Raw genomic sequence first — 25461 nt, 5'->3', positions numbered from 1 at the left:
GATCAGTAATCAACTGCGTAGTACTTTACCTCCATGAATTCGAGAATACCGGTCACGCCACCTTCACGACCGAGGCCGCTCTGCTTTACGCCGCCAAACGGGGCGGCGGGGTCGGACATGAGACCTCGGTTGATGCCGAGCATACCGGTTTCGAGGCGCTTGCCTACCCGCATGGCGCGCTTCAGGTCGCGTGTATATACATAGGCGGCCAGACCATACTCCGTATCGTTGGCAAGCCGGATGGCCTCCTCATCGCTTTCAAATCTGTAGACAGGGGCGACCGGCCCGAAGATTTCCTCCTGGGCGATCGCCGCGTCGACTGGAACGTTCTCCAGAACAGTAGGCGGATAAAAATAACCCTTACCCGGTAGCGGTGCGGCGCCTGTCGTAGCACGCGCGCCAAGCTCGATTGCGTTCGAAACGAGCTGGTCAATCTTCTGGACGGCCTTCCGTGTTATCATTGGACCGCATTGCGTTGCCGGATCGTAGCCTGGGCCGATCTTCAGGGTTGCCATGCGTTCGGTAAGTCCCTCGACGAAGGCGTCGTGGATGCCGGCCTGGACGTAGAAGCGGTTGGCGGCGGTGCAGGCTTCCCCGGCGTTGCGCATCTTGGCGATCATCGCGCCGTCCAGCGCTTCGTTCAGATCTGCGTCGTCGAAGACGATGAAAGGAGCGTTGCCGCCAAGCTCCATCGAGCAACTGACGACCGTCTTTGCGGCTTCCGCCAGAAGCACGCGACCGACGCCGGTCGAGCCTGTGAACGAAAGCTTGCGGACGCGTGGATCGGCGAGCATGGCGTTTATCAAAGGTCCGGGATTGTTGGTGGTCAGTACATTGACGACGCCGGCCGGTACGCCTGCTTCCTCGCCAAGCCTTGCCATGGCATAGGCCGTGAGCGGTGTTTCCGATGCGGGCTTGAGGATGACGGTGCAGCCCGCTGCCAATGCCGGGCCGATCTTACGCGTCGCCATGGCGGCGGGAAAATTCCACGGTGTGATGAGCACGGCGATGCCGATCGGCTCATGGTCGACAAGGATGTGGTGCGAGCCGGAAGGGGTGTGCCGGTATTCGCCCGGAATGCGCGTCGCCTCTTCGGCATACCAGCGTAAGAACTCGGCCGCATAGGCGACTTCGCCACGTGCATCGGGCAGGGCCTTGCCGTTTTCGAGTGCTATAAGCGTTGCAAGCTCCTCGGAATGCTGGGTCATCAGCTCGAACCAGCGGCGCAGGATCTCCGAGCGTTGGCGGGCAGGTGTGGCGCGCCATCCGGCGGCGGCGGCCTCTGCGACATCGATCGCACGCAATGCATCTTCGATCGAGGCATCGGCCACTTCGGCAAGCAGATTGCCGGTCGATGGGTCGAGAACGGGTATACCGCTACCCTTTTGCCATTTGCCGCCGATATAGAGGCCTTCGGCGTGAAGGGCAGGATCGGCATAGCCGGAAACCTTGGCATGGAACGTCATGGTGTGGGTCCTTTCAAATCAGTTCAGGCTCGACCTGTCGCCACGATGAGCGGCGGCGACGAGGTTGCGCATTTCGTGTGGGGTAAGGGGGCGGGGATTGTTCTGGATGAGGCGCGCTATGCCGGAACTTTGCTCGGCCACCCAGTCAATTTTTTCTTCTTCAAGGCCGAGGTCGCGAAGCGTCGCGGGAATGCCGATCCGTTCGAAGAGCGAGACGAGGGCAGGAATTACGGCATCGGGCCCGTTTAGTCCGGCAGCTTGTGCGATCTTCATAAGTTCGTCGTTAATGAGCGGTGCATTCCAGGTCAGCACATAGGGCATGAGGCAGGCCACGCCGAGGCCATGCGCGGTATGGGTAAGCGCACCGACCGGGTACTGGATGGCGTGTGCTGCCGCGGTGCCCGCCACGCCGAAGGCAAGGCCGGCAAGTGTCGCGCCCAGCATGACCTTTTCGCGAGCGACGCGGTCGGAGCCGTTCTTGCAGGCCGCTTCCAGCCCCTGCCACAGGAGGGCGATGGCGCTGAGGGCAAAATGATCGGAGAGTTCGTTCTTGCCGACGAAGACGCGCTGCTGCGCGATACCGGCCACGGGCTCGCGCCGAACCGCGGTAAAGGCCTCGATCGCATGGGTCAGTGCATCCGCGCCCGCAATTGCCGTCAGGCCGGAAGGACAGGAGAGAGTGAGTTCGGGATCACAGATCGATACGGTCGGGATCAGGTGCGGGCTTGAAATGCCAACCTTCAGGCTGCGCTCGGAATCCGAGAGCACGGCGACGGGGGTCACCTCCGAGCCGGTGCCGGCGGTGGTGGGGATGGCAACCAGCGGCATCACCGCCCCCGGCACGATGTGCTCCCCATAATAGTCCTGCGGCCGTCCCCCATGGGTAAGGAGGAGGGCGACGCATTTTGCCATGTCGAGACAAGACCCGCCACCGATGCCTATGACGAGATCGGGCTCGAAGCTTTTGGCATCTTCGGCGCTGGCGATCGCCGATTCGACGGGAACGTCCGGCAAAGTGGAACTGTCCACCCTGACCGCGAGGTCTGCCTTTTCAAGCTGCCGCACAAGAGCAAGGAAATCGGGTTCCCCGGCAAGACGGTTGTCCGTGATGATCAGCGCCCGCTGCCCGAGCCTGGCGGCAATGCCGCCGAGCGCATGCCGCTGACCGGCTCCGAAGAGCAGTTCGCGTGGTGCCCTCAATGTGCCGAATAGGTTCATTCCGCGTATCCTTCCGATAAATTTAAGCGGCCTCGAGGGCTATAAGGTGTTCGAAAAGCGATTGTGGCAGCTCGATCCCCGCTTGCGACGACGCGGCGCGGCGGGCACGTGCCCCATCGCCGGGAATGGCGACCGGACGGGCCGGGTCGAGCGGAGGGGACAGGCGCAGGCGGTCGAGATAAGCCGCAAGCGCGGGGATGCTCCCCATTCCCGCTGAAGGGTCGATCAGTATGAGAAGGTCGCCCTTGTTGGCGGCGTGGGTGTCATCGAGCGTGCCGCGGACGTCAGGGGCGAGGTCGGAGCCGGCAAGCGCGGCGACCAGAAGTTCTACCGCAAGGCCGAGCCCATAGCCTTTGGCGTCCCCGAAGGGCGCGATCGCCCCCCTCATTGCCGCCTGTGGATCGACTGTCTGACGGCCGTCCGCATCCACCGCCCAGCCAACCGGGATCGGTATGCCGCGCATGGCATGATTGTTGATCTTGCCCATGGAAACGACGCTCGTCGCAAGATCCAGCACGAAGGGCGCATCGCCCGCCGGGATGCCGATGGCGATCGGATTGGTGCCGAGCATGGCTCGCGTGCCGCCGAAAGGATGCACGAGCGCTTCGCTGGTCGACATCACGATGGCGATCAGGCCATCCCGTGCCGCGGCCTCCACATAATAGGCGAGCATGCCGATGTGGTTGGCATTGCGAATGGCGGCAACGGCGAACCCTGTTTCCTTCAAGTTGTTTCGAAGGATGCGCATGACGTTCATCAGCACGACCGGGCCGAGACCGTGTTCACCATCGACGCTCAGGAAGGCCCGCCGTTGCCACGTTCCGGTTCCGCGCGTTCGCGCGTCAGCCAGTCCCTGGTCGAGGCGGGAAAGAAGCAACGGCAGTCGTTGCAGGCCGTGAGAGGGCAGACCACGCAACTCGGCTTCCAGAAGGAGGTCGGTCTGAAGACGTGCGGACTCGGCGGAAGCCCCCCGGCTTTCGAGCAGGGCGGTCGCCAATTTCCGGAGCCGGTCAGCAGGGAGCTTCATTTTCAAATCCTATATCAGATCGTATACGATATTGCATTTGACATACGATATCTTATCTGCAACAAAAGATCGCATGTCAATAAGCAGTCGGAGAGTGGAAGTGGCAATTGCAGCGGAGCGGGAAGGCAGGGCGACGGTCGTTCGTCCCACCAGCGTGGTCGAGGGCGTCTATGATGGCATCTATCATCGGCTGATGTCGCTTGAGATTGCTCCTGGCGCGCGCATCCCCATTGATGTTCTCACCCGCGAATTTGGCGTTTCCCAAACGCCCATCCGTGAGGCTCTCAGCCGTCTTGAGCGCGAGGGACTTGTTCGCAAGGAGCATCTCATCGGCTATAGTGCAGCCCCCCAATGGACTCGCAAGCAGTTCGAGGACCTTTACGTCTTCCGCCTGCTGATCGAGCCCGAGGCCGCGCGTCTTGCCGCCATTCACATGACACCCGACGCGCTCCAGCAGTTGGAGAATTCCGCGGCGGATATGGAGCATGGCGAGCCGCCGGTCGACCGCAACACGCGCTACTCCCGTTTTGCCCGTGCCGATGCGCAGTTCCATGATTCCATTCTCAAGATCGCTGGTAACGAGGTGATCCGCAGCACACTGTCGAACCAGCATGTCCATCTGCATATCTTCCGGCTGATGTTCCACACGCGGGTAACGCAGGAGGCGTTGGAAGAGCACGAAAATCTACTCGCGGCGTTTCGGGACGGCGATCCGCAGGCGGCATTCGACGCCATGCGCATCCACATCGAGCGTTCACGCGACCGCTTGCTTTCGGCTTTCGAATGAACGCGGTCCTCTCCCCAAAGCCGGTCGCACCTTCGGCAGGCACGGCCGTTGCCGCGCTCAGGGCAGAGGAGCTTGGCAAGGCTTATGGCCCGATCATTGTCCAGTCGGATATTACGCTCGATATTCAGGCTGGTGAGGTGCACGCCATTATTGGTGAAAACGGTGCGGGCAAGTCGACGCTGATGAAGCTCCTGTCCGGCCATGTCGCACCAAGCGCCGGGCACTTGTTCATGGAGGAGGCGCCGGTTGAATTCCGGAATGCGGTGGAGGCGGAAAATGCCGGCATCGTGCTGGTGCATCAGGAGATACTGCTTGCCCCCGATCTCACTGTAGCGGAGAACCTGTTCCTTGGGCGTGAGGTCGGCCCCGGCCCGATGGTAGACGACCGCACAATGAACCGCCGTACGGCCGAGCTCCTGACTAGGGTCGGCTCCACGGCACGCTCGCGCGACCGCGTTGGCGATCTGCCACTCGCCCAGCGCCAGCTTGTGCAGATCGCGCGCGCTCTTCTGGACGAGCGGAAGGTTGTCATCTTCGACGAGCCCACAGCGGTTCTTGCCAATGACGAGGTGGCGGCACTGCTCGACATTGTACGCAGCCTCCGTGATCATGGGGTGGCGGTACTCTATATTTCCCACCGTCTCGACGAGGTTCAGGCGCTCGCTGACCGCATCACCGTGCTCCGCGATGGTCGCATGATCGGCACCTGGCCAGCCGCGGGCCTCAGCCAGCGCGAAATGGCGGAGCTGATGGTCGGGCGCGAGTTGTCGGTGCTCTATCCACACAAGCGTCCTGCCGCCGCCGGCGCACCGGTCCTCTCCGTCACGGATTTGACTGTCGACCATGGCGCGGAGAAAGCCTCCTTCAGCGTCAGTCCTGGAGAAGTGCTTGGCATCGGTGGCATGATCGGGGCAGGGCGCACAGAACTGATTGAGGGACTGATGGGGCTTCGCCCGTCGGAGGTGGGAAGCGTCGTCCTCAATGGCAAGGAAATCGCGAACCGTTCTGTCCGCACCTTGATGGATGCGGGCCTCGTCTATCTGACGGAGGATCGCAAGGGCAAGGGCCTGCTTCTGGAGGAGAAGCTCGGCCCCAACCTCACCCTGCAGGCGCTGGATGCCGTCAATCCCGGCGCTTTCCTTGACAGGCGGAGAGAGCTTTCCCGTCTGCGGAAGGCGGTGATGGACTATGACATCCGTGTGCGCTCGCTTCGCCTCGAGGTCAGCAAGCTTTCTGGTGGCAATCAGCAGAAGCTGCTTCTGGCAAAAGTCATGATGGCCGCCCCCTCGGTGGTCATCATCGATGAGCCGACACGCGGCATCGACATCGGCAACAAGAGCCAGATCTACGATTTCATCGATGCGATGGTGCGCGCCGGAAAGGCCTGCATTGTCATCTCGTCGGAAATGCCGGAGCTCGTTGGCCTCGCCGACCGCGTGCTGGTGATGCGGGCTGGCAGGATCGTCGCCGAGCTTCGCGGCAATGACATCAATGAGGAAAATATCGTCTACGCCGCCACAACCGGCGGGCGCGAAGACGTCGGGGAGGATGAACATGACCGTAGCGACAGCAACAATCGCGCCTGCTGACGAAGGAACACGTATCCGCTGGGCGGATCTCGCGCCCTTCATTGCCCTTGCGATGATCGTGCTATTCGGCGCATTGGTGAATTCCAATTTCGTTTCGTCGGCCAACCTGATCAACGTCATCACGCGTAGCGCCTTCATCGCGATCATCGCCGTCGGGGCGACCTTTGTGATCTCCTCCGGCGGGCTCGACCTCTCGGTGGGATCGATGATGGCCTTCGTCACGGGCATCATGATCATGGTGATGAATCATCTCGCCCCGGCCTTCGGAGCCTGGGCCATCCCCATGGGAGCAGGTGTTGCACTCGTCGTCGGTTCGTTGTGCGGCCTCTTCAACGGATTGATCGTGACCCTCGGGCGAATAGAGCCCTTCATCGTCACACTCGGCACGATGGGCATCTTTCGCGCCTTCATCACCTTCATGACGAATGGCGGCTCGCTGCCGATCGACCGCAGCCTGAGGGAAGCCTATCGTCCGGTCTATTTCGGCAGCATGCTCGGTATTCCCTATCCGGTGCTCATCACCTTCGTCGTCGTCATGCTCGGTGCTTTCCTGCTTTACAAGACGAAGTACGGCCGCCGTCTGGCATCGACAGGGTCCAACGTCGAGGTCGCGCGCTTTTCCGGCGTTAACGTTGCTGGCGTGCGCACGATCGCCTACGTGATCCAGGGCTTCTGTGTCGCCGTCGCGGCCATCTGCTATGTGCCCCGCCTCGGTGCGGCGACCCCCACGACAGGTCAGCTCTGGGAATTGCAGGTCATCACTGCGGTCGTGATCGGTGGCACTCTGCTGCGTGGCGGGCGGGGGCGCATCGGCGGCACGGTGGCCGGTGCCCTCATCCTCGAGGTTATCGCCAACGTCATGGTCCTCTCGGACATGGTGTCGGAATACCTCGTCGCCGCCGTGCAGGGCGCGATCATCATCATCGCCATGCTGGCACATCGCTTTACTGCCAACCGCTGAAAACAGCATCGACTTCAAGGAGGAGAAAATGAAGTCTTTTATCCAAAAGGCCGGGTTCTGGTTATCGACAGCCACCTTGGCGCTTGTTCTGCCGATTGGCGGCGCCCAGGCCCAGGACAGGAACGTGACGATCGCCGTCTCGATCCCGGCCGCAACGCATGGATGGACGGGAGGAGTCGTCTATCACGCCGAACAGGCCGAAAAAGAAGTCGAGGCCGCGTTCCCGAACATCGACGTCGTGTTGTCGACAGCATCCTCGGCGACCGCCCAGGTGTCTGCCCTTGAAGACCTCTCGGCGAGCCGCAAGCTCGACGCACTGGTCATCCTTCCCTTCACGTCCGAGGAACTGACCGGGCCGGTCCAGCAGATCAAGCAAAAGGGTACATTCATTTCCGTGGTGGACCGCGGCCTCACCGACCCGTCCGTTCAGGACCTTTATGTCGCCGGCGACAATATCGCCGTCGGTGCGAACACCGCCCACTGGCTTGCCGACAAGCTCGGCGGAGAAGGAGAGATTGTCGTGCTGCGGGGCATCCCGACCGTTATCGACGACGAACGTATCAAAGGCTTCTCCGACGTCATCAACAAGACGAATATCAAGATCCTCGACATCCAGTATGCCAACTGGAATCAGGACGAAGCCTTCAAGCTGATGCAGGACTATCTTGCGAAGTATCCAAAGATCGATGCGGTCTGGGCGAATGACGACGACATGCTGTTGGGCGTTCTGGAAGCCGTCGACAATGCGGGGCGCAAGGACGTCAAGTACGCGCTCGGCGGTAACGGCATGAAGCAGGTCATCGAGATGGTAAAGGAAGGCAACGAGCGTACGCCGATCTCGACACCCTATCCGCCGTCGATGATCAAATCGGCGGTCTACATGACGGCTGCGCAGTTCGGCGGACAGGCGCCTATGCGAGGATCGTTCCTGCTCGGCGCGCCGCTGATTACACCGGAAAACGCCGACCAGTTCTATTTTCCCGCTTCCCCATTCTGATCCGATCTGGTGCCCGGTCGGTTGCCGGGCACCCCCCAATTCATGACAGGAGATATGACATGAGCGGCAAGAAGATCCTCATGCTGACCGGCGAGTTCACCGAAGAATATGAAATCTACGTTTTCCAGCAGGGTATGGAGGCTGTCGGTCACACGGTGCACGTGGTCTGCCCGGGCAAGAAGGCCGGCGACCGCATCAAGACTTCGCTCCACGATTTCGAAGGTGATCAGACTTACACGGAAAAGCTCGGCCATTACGCCGACATTAACAAGACTTTTTCCGAAGTGCGGGTCGAGGAATATGACGCCGTCTATGCGGCGGGCGGTCGTGGTCCGGAATATATCCGCACCGACAAGCGTGTGCAGGACATGGTCCGCCATTTCCATGAAACCGGCAAACCGATCTTCACCATCTGCCATGGGGTGCAAATCCTGATGGCAGTGCCGGGCGTACTGAAAGGCCGGAAAGTCGCCGGCCTCGGCGCTTGCGAGCCTGAGGTAACGGCTGTCGGTGGTATCTATATCGACGTGAAGCCCACCGAGGCCTATGTCGACGGCAATATGGTCTCGGCCAAGGGCTGGACCGGCCTCGCCGCCTTCATGCGTGAATGCCTTAACGTGCTTGGCACGAAGATCACACATAGCTGAGGCCCTGGTGATCGGCTGCGCGGAGGTCCCGCCGCACAGGTCGACGGACTGGCGCGCCAAAACTCGCGCCAAAACTAAAGGCTGCACTCGCGTGGGACTAGCTTGTCGTCCTTAGACGGGCGCGCTTCGGCGCCTCTTCGGAGAAGATCGAACGGCCGATCAGCTTGAGCTGGCGTCCTCGCCCGTCAGATGGATTAGGCAACCCGCGACACGCCACATCAGGCGTGTCGCACCGGTTTTCTAGCGAGCAATCGCATTCATCTTGGGAATAAGCGGCCGTCTTTCGTTCCAGTGATGGCGTTTGGCGTGCGCGGCCAGGAGAATCTCCTGCACCACGTCCTTCGGGGTTCCCGCGTTCAACCCAGCCGAAGCGCATACCGGCCCACGATACGGCCCAGCTCATGACACGGCGCCGGGAAGCGGCGAGATCTGTCAGAAACGCTTCCAAGCTGCGGTTGCCACCCAACCGCCCCGCTCGCATTGCCGCTGATCATGCTGCTTCCTTATCGCCCGCGATTAGCCATTTTGGTTGCGGACGAGAATTCGCTGCAGGCCCAGGTGAAAGAATTCCTCGGATTCGGCGTTCACAGCTACGTGAACGTGAAACAATCGCGCTCCCAACCACGAAGACCTCGGTGAGGCATCTGCTTCAGAACCGGGTGGCGTCGAGATACCAGAAGAACCAACCGCTGCCTCAACCACCGACCAAGCGAACCAAGGATATCACAATGATGAACAGACGTACCTTTTCCAAGGTGCTCGTCGCTGGCGCCGCCGCCTCTCTCGCGGCCACGCGCGGCTTTGCGGCCACCGCCAAGCCGGTTCAGGCGCGCAACGTCGTGCTCGTGCACGGGCTTTTTGCCGACGGCTCCTGTTGGCTCGATGTTCTCGCCCGCCTGCAAGGCCATGGCCTCAACACGACATCCGTCCAAAACCCTCTCACGACACTGGAAGAGTCCGTCGAATCCGCAAAGCGTGTGCTTGATCGTCAAGATGGCCCGACTGTTCTTGTAGGACATTCATTCGGCGGCATGCTCGTCTCCGAGGCGGGTGTACACCCGAATGTCTCCGCGCTCGTCTATATCGCAGCACGCGCTCCAGACGCCGGCGAGGACTTTCCGGCGCTTGCAAATACATTCCCCAAGCCGCCGGCATCCGCCGGCATTCTCTTCGATGGCCAGGAAGGCCGCCTCGGTGAAGAAGCGTTCCTCAGGGATTTTGCAGGCGACCTGCCGGCCGAAAAGGCAAAGCTGCTCTATGCGGTCCAGCAACCTTTCCAGAAGAAGCTTCTTGCGGGGCGGACGACGCAGGCTGCGTGGCGTTTCAAGCCGAGCTTCTTTGCAGTGTCCACGGACGACCGCACAATCAACCCTGAGCTTCAGCGCTTTCTCGCCAAGCGCATGGGCGCAAAGACCATCGAATTGGAGGCAAGCCACCTCTCTATAGTTTCCCGCCCTGATGAGGTTGCAAATCTCGTTTTGGAAGCTGCCGGCTACAGTCACCGAACCGATCCGGCAACGGCGGGTTGATCGGCCAGGTGTCGAAGCTGGGTGCCGCAGAAAGCAGGATGGCTATCGAGGTCGCCGCGCGGGCCAGGAAGAATGGGCGGCCCGCGCCGCGAAGGAATGCGCGCCGGCATCATCGCGAATACGAACGGCGCGAAGACGGACGGGGACTGGCGTTTGATTAGACGGACAACTAGCTACGGCATAACCTCCGCCTGCTTTGTTCGGCCCCATCTATCTCTTTATTTTGCGTAAAATTCATCATTGCAGCGAAAGCGGCAAGTCATATCCTGACGGCATCTCGAACGGCCATAAGGAGTGGCAATTGGATATACTCTCGCTAACAGCGGCTATTGTTGCCATCACTGGTTTGATCGCGGCGATCAGCGCACTTCTCCGTGAGCTGCGAAGCTGGCGCAGGCGTCCGTCACAAGAAAGGAAATAGAGTGGCTGACACGGATGATGACGACGATGTTTACTGCCCGGGGTGCAACGGCAGGGACTTCGTGAAGAACGGGAAAGTTCGAAAGATGCAGCGCTTTCGATGTCGGCCTTGCGGCTTGAATTTTGTCAATGATCCTAAGCATCGCTGGCCCCCTTCCTCCAAAATGATCAATCTGGTGCTTTTACAGGCGGGCGACGGGCCAGAGGAACCTGTTGAGGCCGCTCGGGCTGATCGGTGGCTGTTGGAAGCGAAAGAACATCATCCTTGGTTTATCAGGGCTCTGGCCGAGCAGGCGGTGACCACCGCAGACCAAGAGAGAGGAACGATGGAGAAGATTCTCACGAGGACATGGGAACTGTATGCTTTCATCACGAAGCGCGACCCAGAACATTTCTACGACGCGCTTGCTCCCGAGCTATATCTCGACATGTTTAAAATCGGGGACACACGCTTCCAGGAGGACCTGATGACATGGCTGGTTGCACATTCGTCGGAAACAGATGGCTCTGATTAATGTAGTAAAATATTGTGGTAGTATTGTCGGCATTTTGGGAGGCATGAGTCTCCTCCACTGGCGCCAGCATGCCTTGACACAATGTCTGTAATAATAAAAAACATAAAAAAACCGGAGGAGCTGATGTCAACCACGCCCATTCTTCAATTCGGCACAAGCCGCTTCCTGCAAGCCCATGCCGACCTGTTTGTCTCTGACTCGCTGGCGCGAGGCGAGGCTCTCGGGCCGATCACGGTGGTGCAATCTAGCGGCGAGGCAACACGTGGGCGTCGGTTGCAGGCGCTGACGGCGCCCGAGGGCTTTCCGGTCCGGATCGAAGGGATCGAGGCCGGACGACCGGTTCAGCGAATTGAGCGTGTTACTTCAATCCGCCACGGCCTTTCAACGGCCACTGACTGGCCTGAGATTGTCCGGATTGCCGCACAAGAGGCCGAAATCATCCTGTCGAATACCAGTGATGCCGGCTGGGTGCCGCAACGGGAGGATGATGAGCCACGCTTCCACCAGGCGATGTCCTATCCGGCAAAGCTGACGCAGTTGTTGCTCGCCCGGTTTCGAGCAGAAGGCCGTCGCCTGACGATCATGCCGACGGAACTGGTTGCGCGGAACGGGGACAAGCTGCGCGAACGGGTATTCGAACTTGCGAGACCATTGGCGCCGGGCCTTGCCGACTGGATTGCCGAGAGTGTGATCTTCGCCAATTCGCTGGTGGACCGGATCGTTTCGGAGCCGCTCGAGCCGGCAGGTGCTGTCGCCGAACCCTACGCGCTGTGGGCTGTCGAGGAACAGCCCGGCCTGGTGCTGCCCTGCCAACACGCCGCTCTGACGCAGGTGTCCGATCTAAATCGGATCGAGCGGATGAAGCTGCACATCCTGAACCTCGGGCACAGCTATCTCGTGGCGGGCTGGCTGGCGGAGGGCGGTGCCGGTTCGCCTCTGGTGCGGGAAAAACTTGCAGATCCGGCCGTACGCGCGGATCTGGAAAGCCTCTATGCTCATGAAGTGCTGCCGGTTTTCGCCGCCGCCGGTTACGGTGACGCCGCTGATTATGTGGCCACGACGCTTGATCGTTTTGCCAATCCGTTTTTGGCGCACCGTCTTTCCGACATTGCGCAGAACCATGCCGAAAAGCTGCATCGCCGGATTGGCGCCTTTCTCCACTGGGGTGCCGCCCTCGGTGTCACGGTGCCGCAACCCCGCTTACTTCGCGTGCTTGCTACAGCGGAGCAGGCTCCGTGAAACGAAATCAGATCGGCGGCACCGGCGTTGCGTTCACGACCTAGACAAGAGCGTGGCTACGCAGCGACGACAGGAGCGTCAGCTTGGATGTGCGCAAATGATCACGCGCGGCGGCGATCGCGTCTGCCTCGTTACGATCGGTCAGCGCCTCGATCAACCGGAGATGTTCGCCGATAGCCGCGAGGTTGCGCTCACGTTCATCCTTCTTGTCCCACTGATAATGGTAGTGGAAGATGAGCGTGATGACCTTCTGGAATTCGGCCACGAAGCGGTTGCGCACCACGCTGCCGATCGTCGTATGAAACCGTTCGTCGAGCAGAGAGAAATCATGGTAGCGCCCGTCGATCTGCTCGGCCAGCCGATGGTGCTCGGCCTCGAGCGCCGCCAACTGGCTCCAGATCGGATGGTCGACGGGTAGCGCTACAAGCTGCGATACGGCGTTCAGCTCCAACATCATGCGGAAATCCGACAGCTCGATGGCGAAATCACGGGTGAAGCCGACCAGTTCCCAGCCTCCACGCGGGCGGCGTTGCACCAGGCCGAACCGACTGAGCGAAGCCAGAAACTCCTGCAGGCTATGAGCCGGCACGCGGAACCTGCGGGCCAGTTCGGTCACGTTCAGCGGGGTGCCGGGCGGCACGTCGAAGCGCAGGACCCAGTTGAGGAATTGCCGTTCCAGTTCTTCGGCCGACATCTGGTCCGACTCAACGGGCAGCCAGTCCGGAGGGACGGGCTGACGAAGCAAGGCTTTCTCGCGCCCCTCCCACCTGATAAGCCCCTCCGTCCGCAGCCTCTCCAGAGCGGAACGGACAACTGTGCGGCTAACCTCCAGATATTTGGCCAGGGCCACTTCCGAGGAAAGTTGGGCGCCTGGGGCCAGCGTCGCGCAATAGTCCAGCAACGCATTATAAGCTTCGCGAAAGCGTTCGTCCGTTCTGGCCAATATCTCCCCCTGTTTCGAGCCGGCATAGCTGGGTTTCAGACAATAATTAAAAACAATTGACAGCAGCCTGTGTGCGGGTCAATCCTGTTCTTAATAATTCTAAACCGAAACGAGGGGAGCGTTATGTCGGTTGCTTCGAGCGAAGTGCATGCCGCGGCCAACGCAAGCGGACCCAATGCCGAGACGTTGCACAAGCTTTCGGCACTGCTGACGCTGGCTTTGCTGATTGCGATCTTCGCCTTCGGAAATGCCGCCTTTCTGTCGGTCAATAACGGACTGACAGTTCTGCTTCAGACGTCGGTCATCGGCATACTGGGAATTGGTATGACGATGGTGATCATCACCGGCGGCATCGATTTGAGCGTCGGCTCTGTTTTGGCGCTCTCGGGAACGGTAACGGGGATGCTCGTAAAGGCCGGCATGCCGGTTCCGGCGGGTATGGCGGCCGGAATCGCTGTCGGGGCGCTATGCGGGCTCGCCAACGGTCTGGTCATCACCAAGATGCGGATCACGTCATTCGTCGCGACGCTCGGAATGATGCTTATCGCGCGTGGCACGGCGCTGCAATTGACCGGCGCCGCCCCGATTTCGCAATTGGGCGAGGCTTTCGGGCGCCTGGGCAATGGCGCACTCTTTCGCATGGTCGAAAAGCAGCCGAACGGTCTTTCGAAGGTGATCTTTCCCGGCATACCCTATCCGGCGATCGTGCTTCTGATCGTGGCCGTTGCCGCGGCATATCTGCTGCACCGCCGCGCACTTGGCCGTCATATCTACGCCACTGGCTCGAATGAGGAGGCGTCGCGGCTTTCCGGCGTCAATGTCGATCGCACCAAGATCGCGGCTTATGTCCTGTCGGGCGCGCTTGCGGGACTTGCCGGTAATATCCTGATGTCGCGCCTTGTCACCGCGCAGCCGAACGAGGGCGTGATGTACGAGCTCGATGCAATCGCATCCGCGGTGATCGGGGGAGCCTCGCTGATGGGCGGTGTGGGTACGATCTCCGGCACCATGATCGGCGCTTTCATTATCGGCGTGCTCCGCAACGGTTTGAACATGGCCGGCGTCTCGGCCTTCATCCAGCAGATCATCATCGGCTTCGTCGTCATTCTGGCCGTATTCGTCGACCAGTTGCGTAGCCGCAGGTGAGACCAGCAGCAGTCTTCAACCAGGGAGGAGAAACCATGAAGATTACTCTGAAAGCCGCTCTCGCCATTGGCGCCGTTCTGGCGCTTCCGGCCGGAGCGATGGCGGGCGAGATAGCCGTCATTGTCAAGACGACCAATTCCAACTTCTGGCAAAATGTAAACAAGGGCGCGTCGGCTGCAATCGAGGGAACCGGGCATACGCTGACATTCGACGGGCCCGCGGCCGAGTCCGCCGTGGCTGACGAGGTGAACCTGGTCGACAACGCCGTGAACCGCGGCGTTGCAGGTATGGTTCTGGCTCCTTCTGATCCCGAGGCGCTCGTCCCGGCGGTCAAGCGTGCCAACGAGGCAGGCATCCCCGTCGCCATCATCGACTCCGCGCTCGGCAAGGATGGCGAGGGTACCTACCAGACATTCCTGTCGACCGACAACTGCGCGGCGGGGAAATTGGCCGCCGATAAGATGATCGAACTGACTGGCGGTGAAGGTAAGCTAGCCGTCATGTCCTATGTCGCCGGTGTCGGCTCGGAAATCGGTCGTGTTGGCTGTTTTGTCGAGCAGATCAAGGCGAATTCGAAGATGGAGATCGTCGGTCCCTATTATTCGCAGTCTCAGATGGCGACCGCGCTGAACCAGACCACCGACGTGCTGGCCGCCAATCCTGACCTAAAAGGCATCTTTGGCGCCAATGAACCCACGGCCGTGGGCATGGGACGCGCGCTCCAGCAATCGGGCAAGGCCGGCCAGGTCGCGGCCATTGGCTTCGATGGCAATGAAGACCTGCAGGCCTTTGTCAGGGATGGTGTGCTGAATGGCACGCTTGTGCAGGGCTCATTCCAAATGGGCGAACTGGGCGTCAAAGCCGTGGTCGACCTGATTGCCGGCAAGACAGTCGAAGCTCAGATCGATACCGGCGTCGTCTATGTCACCAAGGAGAATCTCGATTCGGCCGAGGCGAAGAACGTTCTTTACTGACGGACCATCCGGGCGGTTGCACGCGCCGCCGCCCGGACTTTTCCGGCTGAAAAAAGGACAAAGAGCAGGACGATGACGCCTTTAGTGGAAATGATTGATATCGAGAAGCATTTCGGCGGAATTCATGCGGTGAACGGGGTGTCGCTGGATCTTTATCCGGGCGAAGTGGTTGGTGTTTTAGGTCACAATGGCGCCGGGAAATCGTGCCTGATGCGCATCCTGTCGGGAGCCATGCGGCCAAGCGCGGGCGAGATACGGGTGGGCGGGAAGACGGCCGAGATCAACTCGCCACATGATGCGCGCGATTTCGGGATCGAAACGATCTACCAGACCCTCGCCCTGGCCGATCATCTGGATGCGCCAGCAAATCTATTCCTGGGCCGAGAGCTCCGGACCCGTTGGGGCAATCTCGACGACAAACGGATGATGGAGGAAACCCGGAGGGTTCTTGCTCGGCTAAATCCGAACTTCCGCAACCTCGGCGACGCGGTTTCGCGTCTGTCAGGCGGGCAGCGTCAGGTGATCGCCATAGCCCGTGCGATCTATTTCAATGCCAAGGTACTGATCATGGACGAGCCTACCGCGGCACTTGGCCCGGCGGAAACGGCGATGGTTGGTAAGTTGATCAAGCAGTTGCGGCAGGAAGGGGTGGGCATCTTCTTGATCAGCCACGATATGCATGACGTGTTCGACCTGTGCGACCGCGTCGTCGTCATGAACCGGGGCCACAATGTGGGGGCGTATCGAATCGATGAGGTTTCCAAGGATGATGTGCTGAGCCTGATCATCAAGGGCGCGCTGCCCGACGACTGGACGACGCGCAACCGGGAGAGGCTGCAATGACCGTTATCGAAAAGACCGATGTGCACACCATGATTACAGGCACTTGCGTCAAGCCGGGGAAGTTCGAGCTGCGCGAGGCGGCGCTGCCTCAGACCGCGCCTGAGGGCTGGGCGCTTGTCGATATATGCGCCGTGGGACTGTGCGGTACGGATTACCATATCTTCCAGGGCAAGCATCCCTATCTCGAATATCCCCGTGTGATCGGGCACGAGCTTTCCGGCCGCGTTGTGGAATCGACCGCGGAACTGAAATCCGGAACACTGGTCGTCATCAATCCCTATGTGTCCTGCGGCACTTGCCGTGCCTGTCTCAGGGGCAAGCCCAATTGCTGCACGCGGATCCAGGTGCTTGGCGTACATTGTGATGGTGGGCTTTGCGCGCGAATAGCCGTCCCTTGCGGCAATCTCTACCCGGCCGAAGGACTGACGGAGGTTCAGGCCGCGATGGTGGAGTTCCTGGCGATAGGCGCACATGCGGTTGCGCGCTCCGGAATTGCCCCCGGCGATCGGGTGCTGATCACGGGCGCGGGGCCGATTGGCATCGGCACGGCCATGTTCGCGCGGCTGCAAGGAGCCGAAGTTCATCTGCTGGACCTGAGCAGGAAACGTCTTGAACTCGCCTCGGACAAATTCGGATTCGAGCACCTGCATGGGGACTCCACCGCGATTCTTGTGGGTGACCTGGCCGATGGTTTCGATGTGATCTTCGACGCCACCGGCTCCGCGCGCGCCATCGAGGCCGGGTTTCCTCTGCTCGCCCATGGATCGAGTTATGTGCTGGTCAGTATCGTCAAGGATCGGATCAGCTTTGATGATGCCGAATTCCACAAGCGGGAGGCCCGGATCATCGGCAGCCGCAATGCGTTGAAATCAGATTTCGAGCGGGTGATGGAAGCAATCCGGAAGGGAGCTATCGACACCGATGCTCTCTTGTCAGCGGAGTTCTCCCTGGCTGATCTGCCCACCCGGTTCTCTGAGCTCGTCGAGGACCGCGAGGGCCTGATCAAGGCTATTGTGCGGCCATGAGTTGACTTCCGCGCCGCCCTCAGGCGGCTCGGCGGGTGCCATGGACAGGAAACAGCAATCGCAAGTCCTGGGCTGAAGCCTTCCTGGATTCCAGCTGAAGCCCCAACGTTGGGCGGCCGATCCGAGATGGAGCTCGGGCGCCGGCCTGGGTGACATTTTCGGTAAAGCAGTCGCCTCCACACCACTCCGATTGACCGACATCAAGGCTGATGAAGCCGATCCGTGGGCAGCCTTTCTGGCGGGCCAACGGTCGTAGGTGTTTGGCGGTTCACGACCGGCTCCGAGACGGCCTCCGCCGCCGGCATCAGCTCACGTCTCGCACGGCTTGACTATAAAATATGATTCCAATACTCCAGTTTTATCGGGCTGGGGATTGCCCGCTTTGTGATAAAATTTGAGAGGGACGCTGCGTGGGCAGTTTTTCGACATCCGATAAAGATCGTTATCCGGCACCTGGGGGCAGCGAGGCATTGAAACGGCGGCTTGGCCGCCTGCTGGTCTCGACCGCTGTGGGATGCGGAGTTCTGACGGGCACGGCATTTGCGCAACAGGCGCAGCCGGCAAGTGACGGCTCCGGTGCGGCCACGGGCGGAACGATCGTTCTCGACGAGCTCACCATCCAGTCCCGGATCGAAGATGCTTCGGGCCCCGTCGACGGTTTTGTCGCCAGCCGTAGCGCCACGGGCGCGAAGACGGACACGCCGTTGATCGAGAACCCGCAATCGATCTCCGTGGTGACCGCTGACCAGATGGCAGCGCAGAATGTGGAGAGCATCGGCGGCGCGTTGCGCTACACCGCCGGTGTCGTCAGCGAATTGTGGGGCATGGATACCCGCGGTTATGGTCTGCAGATCCGCGGTTTCAACGTCTCGGATGAAGCCTTCTACAAGGACGGGCTGCGCCTCAAGGGATCGGATTTTGCGACCTTCCTGTCGCTCGATCCTTACGGCGCCGAACGCCTGGAGGTCCTGCGCGGCCCAGCCTCGGTGCTCTACGGCCAGAACAGCCCCGGCGGCATCATCAATTACGTCAGCAAGCGCCCGACCGGCGAGACCTTCCGGGAAATCGAAGTCAGCGCCGGCAGCTTCAACCGCTATCAGACGCAATTCGACATGGGCGGCAAGGCCGATGACGACGGCGTGCTCAGCTACCGGATAACCGGGCTCTTGCGCGACGGCGAAACCAATGTCGACTTCGTCAATGACGACCGCATTTTCATCGCGCCATCGCTCAAATGGCAGCCCGACGCGGACACCAGCCTGACGCTGCTCGCCACCTATCAGCGCGACAGGACCGGATGGGGCATTCAGTTCCTTCCGGCTGACGGAACCGTGTTTCCGGGGCTCGACGGGAAGCGCCTGCCGAACAGCCGCTTCGTCGGTGAACCGGCATTCGACGAATTCAACCCGACGCTCGCCATGATCGGCTACGAATTCGAGCACCGGGTCAACGAAACCTGGCTGGTGCGGCAGAACGCTCGTTACTCGTATCTTTACAATGGCGAGCAGCTTGGTGTGTTCGGCGGCGGCGCCAATCCCAATCCCGATCTGGATCCCGGCCTCGATCCTGATGGTCACACCTATCATCGCTATGCCGATGCCGGCCGATCGAAACTCGGCACCTTTGCGATCGACAACCAGACGGAGGCCACGTTCGACACGGGGCCGCTCAACCACACGCTGCTGATGGGGCTCGATTATCAATATACCGACTACGACGATTGGGGCGCGTCGGGAACAGTCGCCCCGCTCGATGATATCTTCAATCCGGTCTACGGCGCGCCGGTCACCGATCTGACGCCTTATATGAACACCGACACCAGGCAGTGGCAGGTCGGCATCTACGCCCAGGACCAGATCAAATACGAGAATTGGGTGCTGACCTTCGGCGGCCGCCAGGATTGGACCAACAACAGAACGCTCCACAAGCTCTCCGACGGTGCGAGCGAGCAGTCCGACAACGCCTTTACCGGCCGTGCCGGCCTGGTCTATCTCTCCGATACCGGGCTGGCACCCTATGTCAGCTATTCGACATCGTTCTATCCGGAACTTGGCACCGGCAGCGACGGTACGCCCTTCGAACCGGAAACCGGCAGGCAATATGAGGTCGGCGTGAAGTACCAGCCGCCTGGCTGGAACAGCTTCTTCACGGTGGCCGCCTTCGACCTGACGCGTGAGAACGTCGTCCGCAGTTTCGGCAACGACCGTTTTCAAACCGGCAAGATCCGATCGCGCGGCATCGAGGTGGAGGGCGTCGCGAGCCTCGATTCTGGCTGGGATATCAAGCTTGCCTACGCCTATACGGACATGGAAATCGTTGACGACGCGGACGGCACCGGCGGCAACACCCCCTATGGTGTTCCTCGCAACCGGCTGTCGCTCTGGGGCGATTATACATTCCGAAGCGGTCGGCTGGAGGGTCTCGGCTTCGGCGGCGGCATGCGCTATCTCGGATCGAGCTTCGGCGATGACGCCAACTCCTTCGAGGTACCCTCGGCGACGCTGTTCGATGCAGCCATCCATTACGACTGGAAGAACATGAAGTTCCAGCTCAACGCCAGCAATCTGTTCGACAAGCAATATGTCGCCACCTGCTACAGCCGCAGTTCGGGGTGCTTCTATGGAGAAGGCCGCAAGATCACCGGATCGATCAAGTATCGCTGGTAGATATGGGCGAGTTCTTCAATCACCGGCGAACTCCCGGCGCGCTTGCGACCAGACGGCAATGCCTTGGCGGGCTTGCGGCGGCGATGATCGCCGCTGCGGCGCCGGCCGCATATGCCGGCACACCGCGCATTGCCTGTCTTGAGTGGGCATCGGCCGAAATGGTCTTTTCGCTGGGCATTCCGCCGATCGCCGTCGCCGATATCAAGGGATATCGCGACTGGGTCGCGGCGCCCAGACTGCCGGCCGATTGCCTCGACCTTGGTTCTCGCGGCGAACCCAATCTCGAAATGCTGCTCAAGCTCAAGCCGGATATGATCATCGGCGCCTATGGATACGGGCTCGACGAAGGCCCGTTCACGCGGATCGCCCCGCTTCACACCGTGCCCTTCTATGACGGCACCGACACACCTTACCACCAGGCCGAGGCGGAGACGCGGAAGCTTGGGGCGAAGCTCGGGCGCGAGGACGAGGCGGAAAACCTCATCCGTCAGGCGGAGGTCACGATTTCCGACGCGAGGACAAAGCTCGCCGGTCGGGCGGGACAGCCGCTCGCCGTGGTCAGCATATTCGACGACCGCCATGTACGCGTTTATGGTCGAGGCAGCCTCTTGCAGGATGTGCTCGACAGGCTTGGTCTCATCAACGCCTGGACTGGAAAGACCGACAGCTGGGGTTTTTCGACGCTCGGCATTGAAGAACTCGTGGCGGTCGGCGAGGTCCGGCTGGTTTCGCTCGATCCGATCCCGGCCCATATTCGCATCCGGCTGGAACAGAGCACGCTGTGGGCGAACCTTCCCTGCGTCAAGGCAGGCAATGTGACGACCATCCCGCCTGTCTGGCCGTTCGGAGGACTGGCCGCCGCGGCGCGCTTCGCCACGCTGCTTGCCCAGACATGACGACCATGCAGTCCGCAGGCGAAATGACCACGCCGGACGGAGGAAAATGGCCCCTGCTTTTGCTGGTCGGCATCCCCGCATTGCTGGCTGCATTCCTGACCATTACCAGCCTTCTGCGCCTGCTGCCGATGGAGCTCTGGTGGTATGCTATCAGCGCTACCGACGCCACTGATCCGCGCCAGTTGCTCTATCGTCATGCATTCCTGCCCCGCGTCGCGATCAGCCTTCTCGCGGGTGCCGCACTCGGCTTGGCCGGCACGCTTTTACAGCAAACGCTGCGCAATCCTCTGGCCGAACCAACGACCATAGGCACGAATGCCGGCGCCAGCATCGCGCTGACCATCGCAACCCTTTATGCCCCGTGGACCTTGGAGCACGGCAAGGAATGGGTGGCGCTTGCCGGAGGAGCGGTCGCCACGCTGCTCGTCTTCGGGCTGGTGAAGGGACGCCGTTTTTCACCGATCGCCATCATCATCGCCGGACTGGTAATCAGTCTGACATGCAGTTCGGCAGGTGCGCTACTGATGGCGATCAACCGCGAATATTCGCAGGAACTTTACATCTGGCAGAGCGGCTCGCTCGTCCAGAACGGCGATGCCACGCTGTTTATATTGCTGCCCTGGTTCGCCTTGAGTTGCATCGTTGCGTTCATCCTGCTCAGCCCGCTGCGGCTGCTCGATCTAGGCGATGAGAGCGTGACAAGCCTGGGGATGAGCCCTGCAGCGATACGGCTCGCCGGGATCGGCCTTGCCGTGGCCTTGAGTGCCGCGGTCGTCGCGGCGGTCGGCGTTATCGGTTTCGTGGCGCTCGCGGCACCGGCGCTGGTCAGGATCGCCGGCGCGCGCACGTTGCGCCAGCGCATGATATGGGCGCCGGTCGCGGGCGCAACGCTGTTGTGGCTTACCGACAGGATGGTGCAGGTCCTGCCGTTCGCCTCGGAAATTCCCGCCGGCACGGCGACCGCGTTCCTTGGAGCACCACTGCTTCTCTTCCTGCTGCCGAAGATGCAGTTCCTGCCGGACCCGCAAGGGATCATGCTATCCAGACATAGGCGAAACGGCTGGCTGCTGCTGCCGCCGATCCTGGCGATGCTGGCCGCGCTGATCTGGGTCGTCCTCGCGGTGGGATATGACGGCGTCGGATGGCACTGGGCAACGGGCACGGAGCTTACCGAATTGCTGCCGCTGCGCGCGCCGCGTGTCGCTGTCTCGCTCGCAGCCGGCGTCATGCTGGCGATTGCCGGCACACTGATGCAACGCATGACCGGCAACCCGATGGCGGCGCCCGAGGTGCTAGGCGTCTCCGGCGGTGCTTCGCTCGGCGTGTTGCTCCTTTTCGTCATGAGTCCAACTCTCGGCCGTCCCGCCATGCTCGTCGCCGCCTTCGCGGGCGCTTTGGTGAGCCTGGTGATCGTTGCGCCGACCGGCAGTCGCCGCGCGCGCTCTCCCGAGCGGCTATTGCTTGCCGGTGTCGCAGTGGGGACGATCGCCTCCGCTTTTTCGGCGGTGGTGCTGGCCAGCGGCGATCCGCGCCTCGATACGCTGCTGGCATGGCTATCGGGGTCCACCTATCGCGCCACTCCAATCGACGCCTTTATAGCGGTCCTGGTGGCCGTGGCCGCGCTGGCGATCGTGCCGTTTACCGCGCGCTGGCTGGAAGTTTTGCCGCTCGGCGGTACCGCCGCGCGCGGGCTCGGCCTCCGGCTCGATCGCGTCCGCGCCATCCTTCTGGTTCTCGTCTCGGCATCGACCGCGGTTGCCACCCTCGTCATCGGCCCATTGAGCTTCGTTGGGCTGATGGCTCCGCACCTGGCGCGCATGCTCGGCTTCCAGCGTGCCCTGCCACAGCTTTTCGCCTCCGCGATGTTGGGCGGACTGATCCTTGTTTGCGCGGACTGGGCCGGGCGAATGCTGATCTTCCCATGGCAGATACCCGCCGGGTTGCTCGCCGCGCTGATCGGTGGGCCATGTTTCATGCTTCTGATCGCTAGACGCAGGCAATGAAAGCTCTCGCATTGCAGCTGGCTGTCGGGACCATATAAGCGGCTTATGTCAGCCGCAGACTTTGCCGGAGGTGCCTTTATGCAAATCCCGTCAGTTGCGCGGAAACGATTTGATCAAACAGCGCTGTCACATGCGCAGGGCGGTCCGCGTTGCCCAGATAGGCGTAATAGCTAACCAACGGAAGCGTCGGGAGACCGTGCTCCAAGCCCAGGATCCTGGTTTCCGAGAAGAAGGAGCTTTCGGTTCGTGCGGTGATGCCGATGCCTGAATAGACCGCCAGCCGAACCCCGGCGAGCGAAGGCGAGGTCACCCGTTCTATATAGGACAGCCCGTGCAGGTCCAGCGCCGCAAGCGCGATCTGGCGGAACATGCTGGGTTCGTCGGCCAGGATCAGCGGCACCGGCATATTTGTGTCCCACTGGAAATCGGGGGCGGCGATCCACCGGGCCGGTATGTTGGCGATCAGCCGTCCATCGAAGGCTTCGGCACGGCGGGTGCTAAGGGTCATGTCCAACCGCCCCTCCTGCAGCATCGTCATCAAGATTGGACTGCGGTCAACATGCACCGTCACATGCACCGCGGGCCAGCTTTTTGCGAATTCCGCCAGAATCCGCGGCAGCAGGCGTTCGGCCAGTTCCTGCGGTGCGCCGATCCTGACGACGCCCTGTTCGTTCGCCTGCTCCAATGCGGTCAGCGCATAGCGTGAAATGGACAGGATCTCGCGGGCATAACTGACCAGCGTGCGCCCGGCCGCCGTCAGTTCACGCCGCCGTCCCACCTGTCTGAACAGCTTGGTTCCTGTCAGGACCTCGAGCTTCTGCATCTGCTGGGTCACGGCGGATTGGGTGCGCCCGATTTGTTGCGCGGCAGCTTCGAAGCTGCCAGCATCCGCAATGGCAAGAAGGGTGCGCAACTGCGCCAGATGGAAGTCAAACCGCATGTCCTAAAATATAAGAAAAACTGAATTGGGGTCAACAAAAACTAAATATACATGAACATTCAGCCCCCATAAGCTCGACGCATAACAACAATCGACCCCAGAGGAGACATTCCCGAAATGATGAAATCCCTTATCCTGGGGCTGGTCCTTACCGGCGCCCTTTCCAATGTCGCACTGGCGGAAGATTACCCGACCCGCGACATCGACCTCGTCGTGCCTTTCGCGCCAGGCGGTGCGGTGGATGTGACGTCGCGTCTGATCGCCGCCACCGCCAACACCTTCTTGCAAGGCGCGGAGATCGTGGTGTCCAACCGTGCCGGCGGTGGCGGAGTGATCGGGCAGAGCTTTGTCGCTGGCGCCGATCCGGATGGCTACACCGTGCTGGCCATGACCAGCTCGGTCGTAACCAATCCTCAACTGAAGGGGGCGCCTTACAAAGTGAGTGACTACACCCCCGTCGCGGCCTACAACCTCGATCCTGAAGTGCTCGTGGTGCCGGCAAACTCGCCTTTTAAGACTGCCCAGGACCTCATCGCCGCAGCCAGGCAGGCTCCGCTGAACATGGATGTGGCGGGTATCGCGACCTCCCATCACATGGCCGGTATCGCGCTTTCCAATGCCACCGGCGCGAAGTTCTCATACCTCCCGGCCAAGGGCTTCGGCGAGCAGCTTCAGGCAATGGTTGGCGGACACGTCGACTGCGGCTTGTGGGCGATGGGCGAAGCGCTGAGCCACGCCAAAAGCGGTTCTATACGCATCTTGGCCGTTGCTTCGGACGTGCATGACGAGAGCATGCCTGAAATCCCGACCTTCGAAGAGGCGGGCCTTGGCATACCGATCTGGGCGACCTTCCGCGGCTGGGCAGTACCCGCCGACACGCCGGAGCCTGTGGTGACCTTCCTATCCGACCTGATGAAAAAGGTGTTCGAGGACGCAACCTATCAGCAGAAGATGAAAGAGGGCGGTTATGAGCCAACCTACCGCGGTGCCGCCGACTTTCAGAAGATCATCACCTCCTACGCCGAGCAGACTTCGACCATCATCGAAGAGAACAAAATGGGCAAGTAACAAGGTCTGATGTGATGCCGACCGCGCGGTCCGCCGAGCGGTTGGTCTCCTTCCAGTCTTTTCGTTTGGAGCTGTGATGCCCCTTTCCTCATCTTCCCCAGCCAGCAGCGGCGCTGCAATGCGCAATGTGGATTTCTGGGTCGGCCTGATCCTGACGGGTGCCGGTGGTTACGCCCTGTTTGAGGCCAGTGGGTTCGACGCCGCTTCCCGCGTTTTCCCCATGGCTGTCGCGAGCCTGTTGCTTGTCCTTGGCTTCATGCTGTTCCTGAACTGCATAATAAGAGGGACAGGCCGTCCGTTGCCGCTGCGCGAGATCGGTCTGGTTCTGCTTTGCGTCGTGCTGGTGGGCGGATGGGCTTTGCTGCTTAAGGCTCGTCTGGGTTTCGCTCTTTCGACCTTCCTGCTGCAGCTCGGGTTGGCCTGGCTCGCCGGTGAACGTCAGCCGCTGAGGCTGGTCGCATTCGCTGCGCTGATTACCGTGGTCACCTACCTGATCTTCGTCGTCGTGCTCGACGTGCGCCTGCCGCGCTCAATTCTATCCTTCATTGCACCGGGGCTCTGA

General features: G+C 61.0%; 22 protein-coding genes. 17 read left to right on the top strand and 5 right to left on the bottom strand.

The features are described from left to right. Window positions 1-2 precede the first annotated feature (2 nt). From ATN84_RS07280 to ATN84_RS07270, 3 genes are read right to left on the bottom strand one after another with little or no spacing between them, the layout of a single operon-like run. The gene (locus ATN84_RS07280) at window positions 3-1466 is read right to left on the bottom strand and encodes an NAD-dependent succinate-semialdehyde dehydrogenase (protein WP_068880967.1); all 1464 of its coding nucleotides are present in this window, start codon (window positions 1464-1466) and stop codon (window positions 3-5) included. 18 nt (window positions 1467-1484) lie between these two features. After that, window positions 1485-2684: an iron-containing alcohol dehydrogenase gene (locus ATN84_RS07275; protein WP_068880966.1), complete on the bottom strand. Its 1200-nt coding sequence runs from the start codon at window positions 2682-2684 to the stop codon at window positions 1485-1487. Window positions 2685-2706: 22 nt separating this feature from the next. Beyond that, the gene (locus ATN84_RS07270) at window positions 2707-3711 is read right to left on the bottom strand and encodes an Ldh family oxidoreductase (protein WP_068880965.1); all 1005 of its coding nucleotides are present in this window, start codon (window positions 3709-3711) and stop codon (window positions 2707-2709) included. 94 nt (window positions 3712-3805) lie between these two features. On the opposite strand from ATN84_RS07270, the gene ATN84_RS07265 reads away from it, so the two are divergent. From ATN84_RS07265 to ATN84_RS07230, 8 genes are all read left to right on the top strand, one after another. After that, window positions 3806-4498, top strand: coding sequence for a GntR family transcriptional regulator (locus tag ATN84_RS07265; RefSeq protein ID WP_068880964.1), 693 nt, complete (start codon window positions 3806-3808; stop codon window positions 4496-4498). Continuing rightward, window positions 4495-6087 carry a sugar ABC transporter ATP-binding protein gene (locus ATN84_RS07260; protein WP_068880963.1) on the top strand — a complete coding sequence of 531 codons (1593 nt, stop codon included), beginning with the start codon at window positions 4495-4497 and terminating at the stop codon, window positions 6085-6087. Before ATN84_RS07265 ends, ATN84_RS07260 begins: the two co-directional genes overlap by 4 nt. Further along, a complete protein-coding gene (locus tag ATN84_RS07255; RefSeq protein ID WP_068880962.1) occupies window positions 6053-7048 on the top strand; it encodes an ABC transporter permease in 996 nt (331 codons plus the stop codon). The genes ATN84_RS07260 and ATN84_RS07255 overlap by 35 nt, the downstream gene beginning before the upstream one ends. Before the next feature lie 28 nt (window positions 7049-7076). Then, a complete protein-coding gene (locus ATN84_RS07250; RefSeq protein ID WP_068880961.1) occupies window positions 7077-8045 on the top strand; it encodes a substrate-binding domain-containing protein in 969 nt (322 codons plus the stop codon). A 59-nt stretch (window positions 8046-8104) separates the two neighbouring features. Beyond that, window positions 8105-8692, top strand: coding sequence for a DJ-1/PfpI family protein (locus ATN84_RS07245; protein ID WP_068880960.1), 588 nt, complete (start codon window positions 8105-8107; stop codon window positions 8690-8692). Window positions 8693-9420: 728 nt separating this feature from the next. After that, window positions 9421-10221 carry an alpha/beta fold hydrolase gene (locus tag ATN84_RS07240; RefSeq protein ID WP_068880959.1) on the top strand — a complete coding sequence of 267 codons (801 nt, stop codon included), beginning with the start codon at window positions 9421-9423 and terminating at the stop codon, window positions 10219-10221. A 422-nt stretch (window positions 10222-10643) separates the two neighbouring features. Then, window positions 10644-11156: an IS1/IS1595 family N-terminal zinc-binding domain-containing protein gene (locus ATN84_RS07235; protein ID WP_068880958.1), complete on the top strand. Its 513-nt coding sequence runs from the start codon at window positions 10644-10646 to the stop codon at window positions 11154-11156. Window positions 11157-11279: 123 nt separating this feature from the next. Continuing rightward, window positions 11280-12395 carry a mannitol dehydrogenase family protein gene (locus ATN84_RS07230; protein WP_068880957.1) on the top strand — a complete coding sequence of 372 codons (1116 nt, stop codon included), beginning with the start codon at window positions 11280-11282 and terminating at the stop codon, window positions 12393-12395. A gap of 40 nt (window positions 12396-12435) precedes the next feature. On the opposite strand, the gene ATN84_RS07225 is transcribed toward ATN84_RS07230, so the two are convergent. Then, window positions 12436-13338, bottom strand: coding sequence for a GntR family transcriptional regulator (locus ATN84_RS07225; protein WP_068880956.1), 903 nt, complete (start codon window positions 13336-13338; stop codon window positions 12436-12438). A 123-nt stretch (window positions 13339-13461) separates the two neighbouring features. Here ATN84_RS07225 and ATN84_RS07220 point away from each other — a divergent pair, with 123 nt between their 5' ends. The 7 genes from ATN84_RS07220 to fhuB all read left to right on the top strand — a co-directional run bounded on the left by ATN84_RS07220 (window position 13462) and on the right by fhuB (window position 22891). After that, window positions 13462-14484 carry an ABC transporter permease gene (locus ATN84_RS07220; RefSeq protein WP_068880955.1) on the top strand — a complete coding sequence of 341 codons (1023 nt, stop codon included), beginning with the start codon at window positions 13462-13464 and terminating at the stop codon, window positions 14482-14484. Between the two features lie 35 nt (window positions 14485-14519). Beyond that, the gene (locus tag ATN84_RS07215; protein ID WP_068880954.1) at window positions 14520-15458 is read left to right on the top strand and encodes an ABC transporter substrate-binding protein; all 939 of its coding nucleotides are present in this window, start codon (window positions 14520-14522) and stop codon (window positions 15456-15458) included. Between the two features lie 72 nt (window positions 15459-15530). Continuing rightward, on the top strand, window positions 15531-16301 hold the full coding sequence (locus ATN84_RS26710; RefSeq protein WP_068880953.1) for an ATP-binding cassette domain-containing protein: 771 nt from the start codon (window positions 15531-15533) through the stop codon (window positions 16299-16301). Next, window positions 16298-17326 carry a zinc-binding alcohol dehydrogenase family protein gene (locus ATN84_RS26705; protein WP_244491016.1) on the top strand — a complete coding sequence of 343 codons (1029 nt, stop codon included), beginning with the start codon at window positions 16298-16300 and terminating at the stop codon, window positions 17324-17326. Before ATN84_RS26710 ends, ATN84_RS26705 begins: the two co-directional genes overlap by 4 nt. 470 nt (window positions 17327-17796) lie before the next feature. After that, entirely contained in the window at window positions 17797-19992 is a 2196-nt protein-coding gene (locus ATN84_RS07200) for a TonB-dependent siderophore receptor (protein WP_244491015.1), read from the top strand. Between the two features lie 2 nt (window positions 19993-19994). Continuing rightward, window positions 19995-20888, top strand: a complete 894-nt coding sequence (locus ATN84_RS07195) for an ABC transporter substrate-binding protein (protein ID WP_153020141.1) — start codon at window positions 19995-19997, stop codon at window positions 20886-20888. Between the two features lie 23 nt (window positions 20889-20911). After that, complete coding sequence (fhuB, locus tag ATN84_RS07190; RefSeq protein ID WP_068881056.1) at window positions 20912-22891, top strand: Fe(3+)-hydroxamate ABC transporter permease FhuB; 1980 nt, start codon at window positions 20912-20914, stop codon at window positions 22889-22891. Window positions 22892-22967: 76 nt separating this feature from the next. Here fhuB and ATN84_RS07185 read toward each other — a convergent pair whose 3' ends face one another. Beyond that, window positions 22968-23831: a LysR substrate-binding domain-containing protein gene (locus ATN84_RS07185; RefSeq protein WP_068880952.1), complete on the bottom strand. Its 864-nt coding sequence runs from the start codon at window positions 23829-23831 to the stop codon at window positions 22968-22970. A gap of 117 nt (window positions 23832-23948) precedes the next feature. Between ATN84_RS07185 and ATN84_RS07180 the strand changes: the two genes are divergently transcribed. Together ATN84_RS07180 and ATN84_RS07175 are read left to right on the top strand one after the other, a co-directional pair. Then, window positions 23949-24899 carry a tripartite tricarboxylate transporter substrate binding protein gene (locus ATN84_RS07180; RefSeq protein WP_068880951.1) on the top strand — a complete coding sequence of 317 codons (951 nt, stop codon included), beginning with the start codon at window positions 23949-23951 and terminating at the stop codon, window positions 24897-24899. 76 nt (window positions 24900-24975) lie between these two features. Further along, entirely contained in the window at window positions 24976-25461 is a 486-nt protein-coding gene (locus ATN84_RS07175) for a tripartite tricarboxylate transporter TctB family protein (protein ID WP_082766151.1), read from the top strand.

The sequence above is a fragment of the Paramesorhizobium deserti genome, assembly GCF_001558695.1.
Classification (GTDB): Bacteria; Pseudomonadota; Alphaproteobacteria; order Rhizobiales; family Rhizobiaceae; genus Paramesorhizobium; species Paramesorhizobium deserti.
This window is presented reverse-complemented; position numbering and strand designations above follow the sequence as displayed.

Bases quoted from the DNA above. Each gene is read 5' to 3' on its own strand.
- ATN84_RS07260 (WP_068880963.1), top strand. From the start codon at position 4,495: ATGAACGCGGTCCTCTCCCCAAAGCCGGTCGCACCTTCGGCAGGCACG.
- ATN84_RS07230 (WP_068880957.1), top strand. From the start codon at position 11,280: ATGTCAACCACGCCCATTCTTCAATTCGGCACAAGCCGCTTCCTGCAA.
- ATN84_RS07185 (WP_068880952.1), bottom strand. From the start codon at position 23,831: ATGCGGTTTGACTTCCATCTGGCGCAGTTGCGCACCCTTCTTGCCATT.
- ATN84_RS07250 (WP_068880961.1), top strand. From the start codon at position 7,077: ATGAAGTCTTTTATCCAAAAGGCCGGGTTCTGGTTATCGACAGCCACC.
- ATN84_RS07275 (WP_068880966.1), bottom strand. From the start codon at position 2,684: ATGAACCTATTCGGCACATTGAGGGCACCACGCGAACTGCTCTTCGGA.
- ATN84_RS07195 (WP_153020141.1), top strand. From the start codon at position 19,995: ATGGGCGAGTTCTTCAATCACCGGCGAACTCCCGGCGCGCTTGCGACC.
- fhuB (WP_068881056.1), top strand. From the start codon at position 20,912: ATGACCACGCCGGACGGAGGAAAATGGCCCCTGCTTTTGCTGGTCGGC.
- ATN84_RS07280 (WP_068880967.1), bottom strand. From the start codon at position 1,466: ATGACGTTCCATGCCAAGGTTTCCGGCTATGCCGATCCTGCCCTTCAC.
- ATN84_RS07245 (WP_068880960.1), top strand. From the start codon at position 8,105: ATGAGCGGCAAGAAGATCCTCATGCTGACCGGCGAGTTCACCGAAGAA.
- ATN84_RS07270 (WP_068880965.1), bottom strand. From the start codon at position 3,711: ATGAAGCTCCCTGCTGACCGGCTCCGGAAATTGGCGACCGCCCTGCTC.
- ATN84_RS07220 (WP_068880955.1), top strand. From the start codon at position 13,462: ATGTCGGTTGCTTCGAGCGAAGTGCATGCCGCGGCCAACGCAAGCGGA.
- ATN84_RS26710 (WP_068880953.1), top strand. From the start codon at position 15,531: ATGACGCCTTTAGTGGAAATGATTGATATCGAGAAGCATTTCGGCGGA.
- ATN84_RS26705 (WP_244491016.1), top strand. From the start codon at position 16,298: ATGACCGTTATCGAAAAGACCGATGTGCACACCATGATTACAGGCACT.
- ATN84_RS07175 (WP_082766151.1), top strand. From the start codon at position 24,976: ATGCCCCTTTCCTCATCTTCCCCAGCCAGCAGCGGCGCTGCAATGCGC.
- ATN84_RS07255 (WP_068880962.1), top strand. From the start codon at position 6,053: ATGACCGTAGCGACAGCAACAATCGCGCCTGCTGACGAAGGAACACGT.
- ATN84_RS07215 (WP_068880954.1), top strand. From the start codon at position 14,520: ATGAAGATTACTCTGAAAGCCGCTCTCGCCATTGGCGCCGTTCTGGCG.
- ATN84_RS07180 (WP_068880951.1), top strand. From the start codon at position 23,949: ATGATGAAATCCCTTATCCTGGGGCTGGTCCTTACCGGCGCCCTTTCC.
- ATN84_RS07240 (WP_068880959.1), top strand. From the start codon at position 9,421: ATGATGAACAGACGTACCTTTTCCAAGGTGCTCGTCGCTGGCGCCGCC.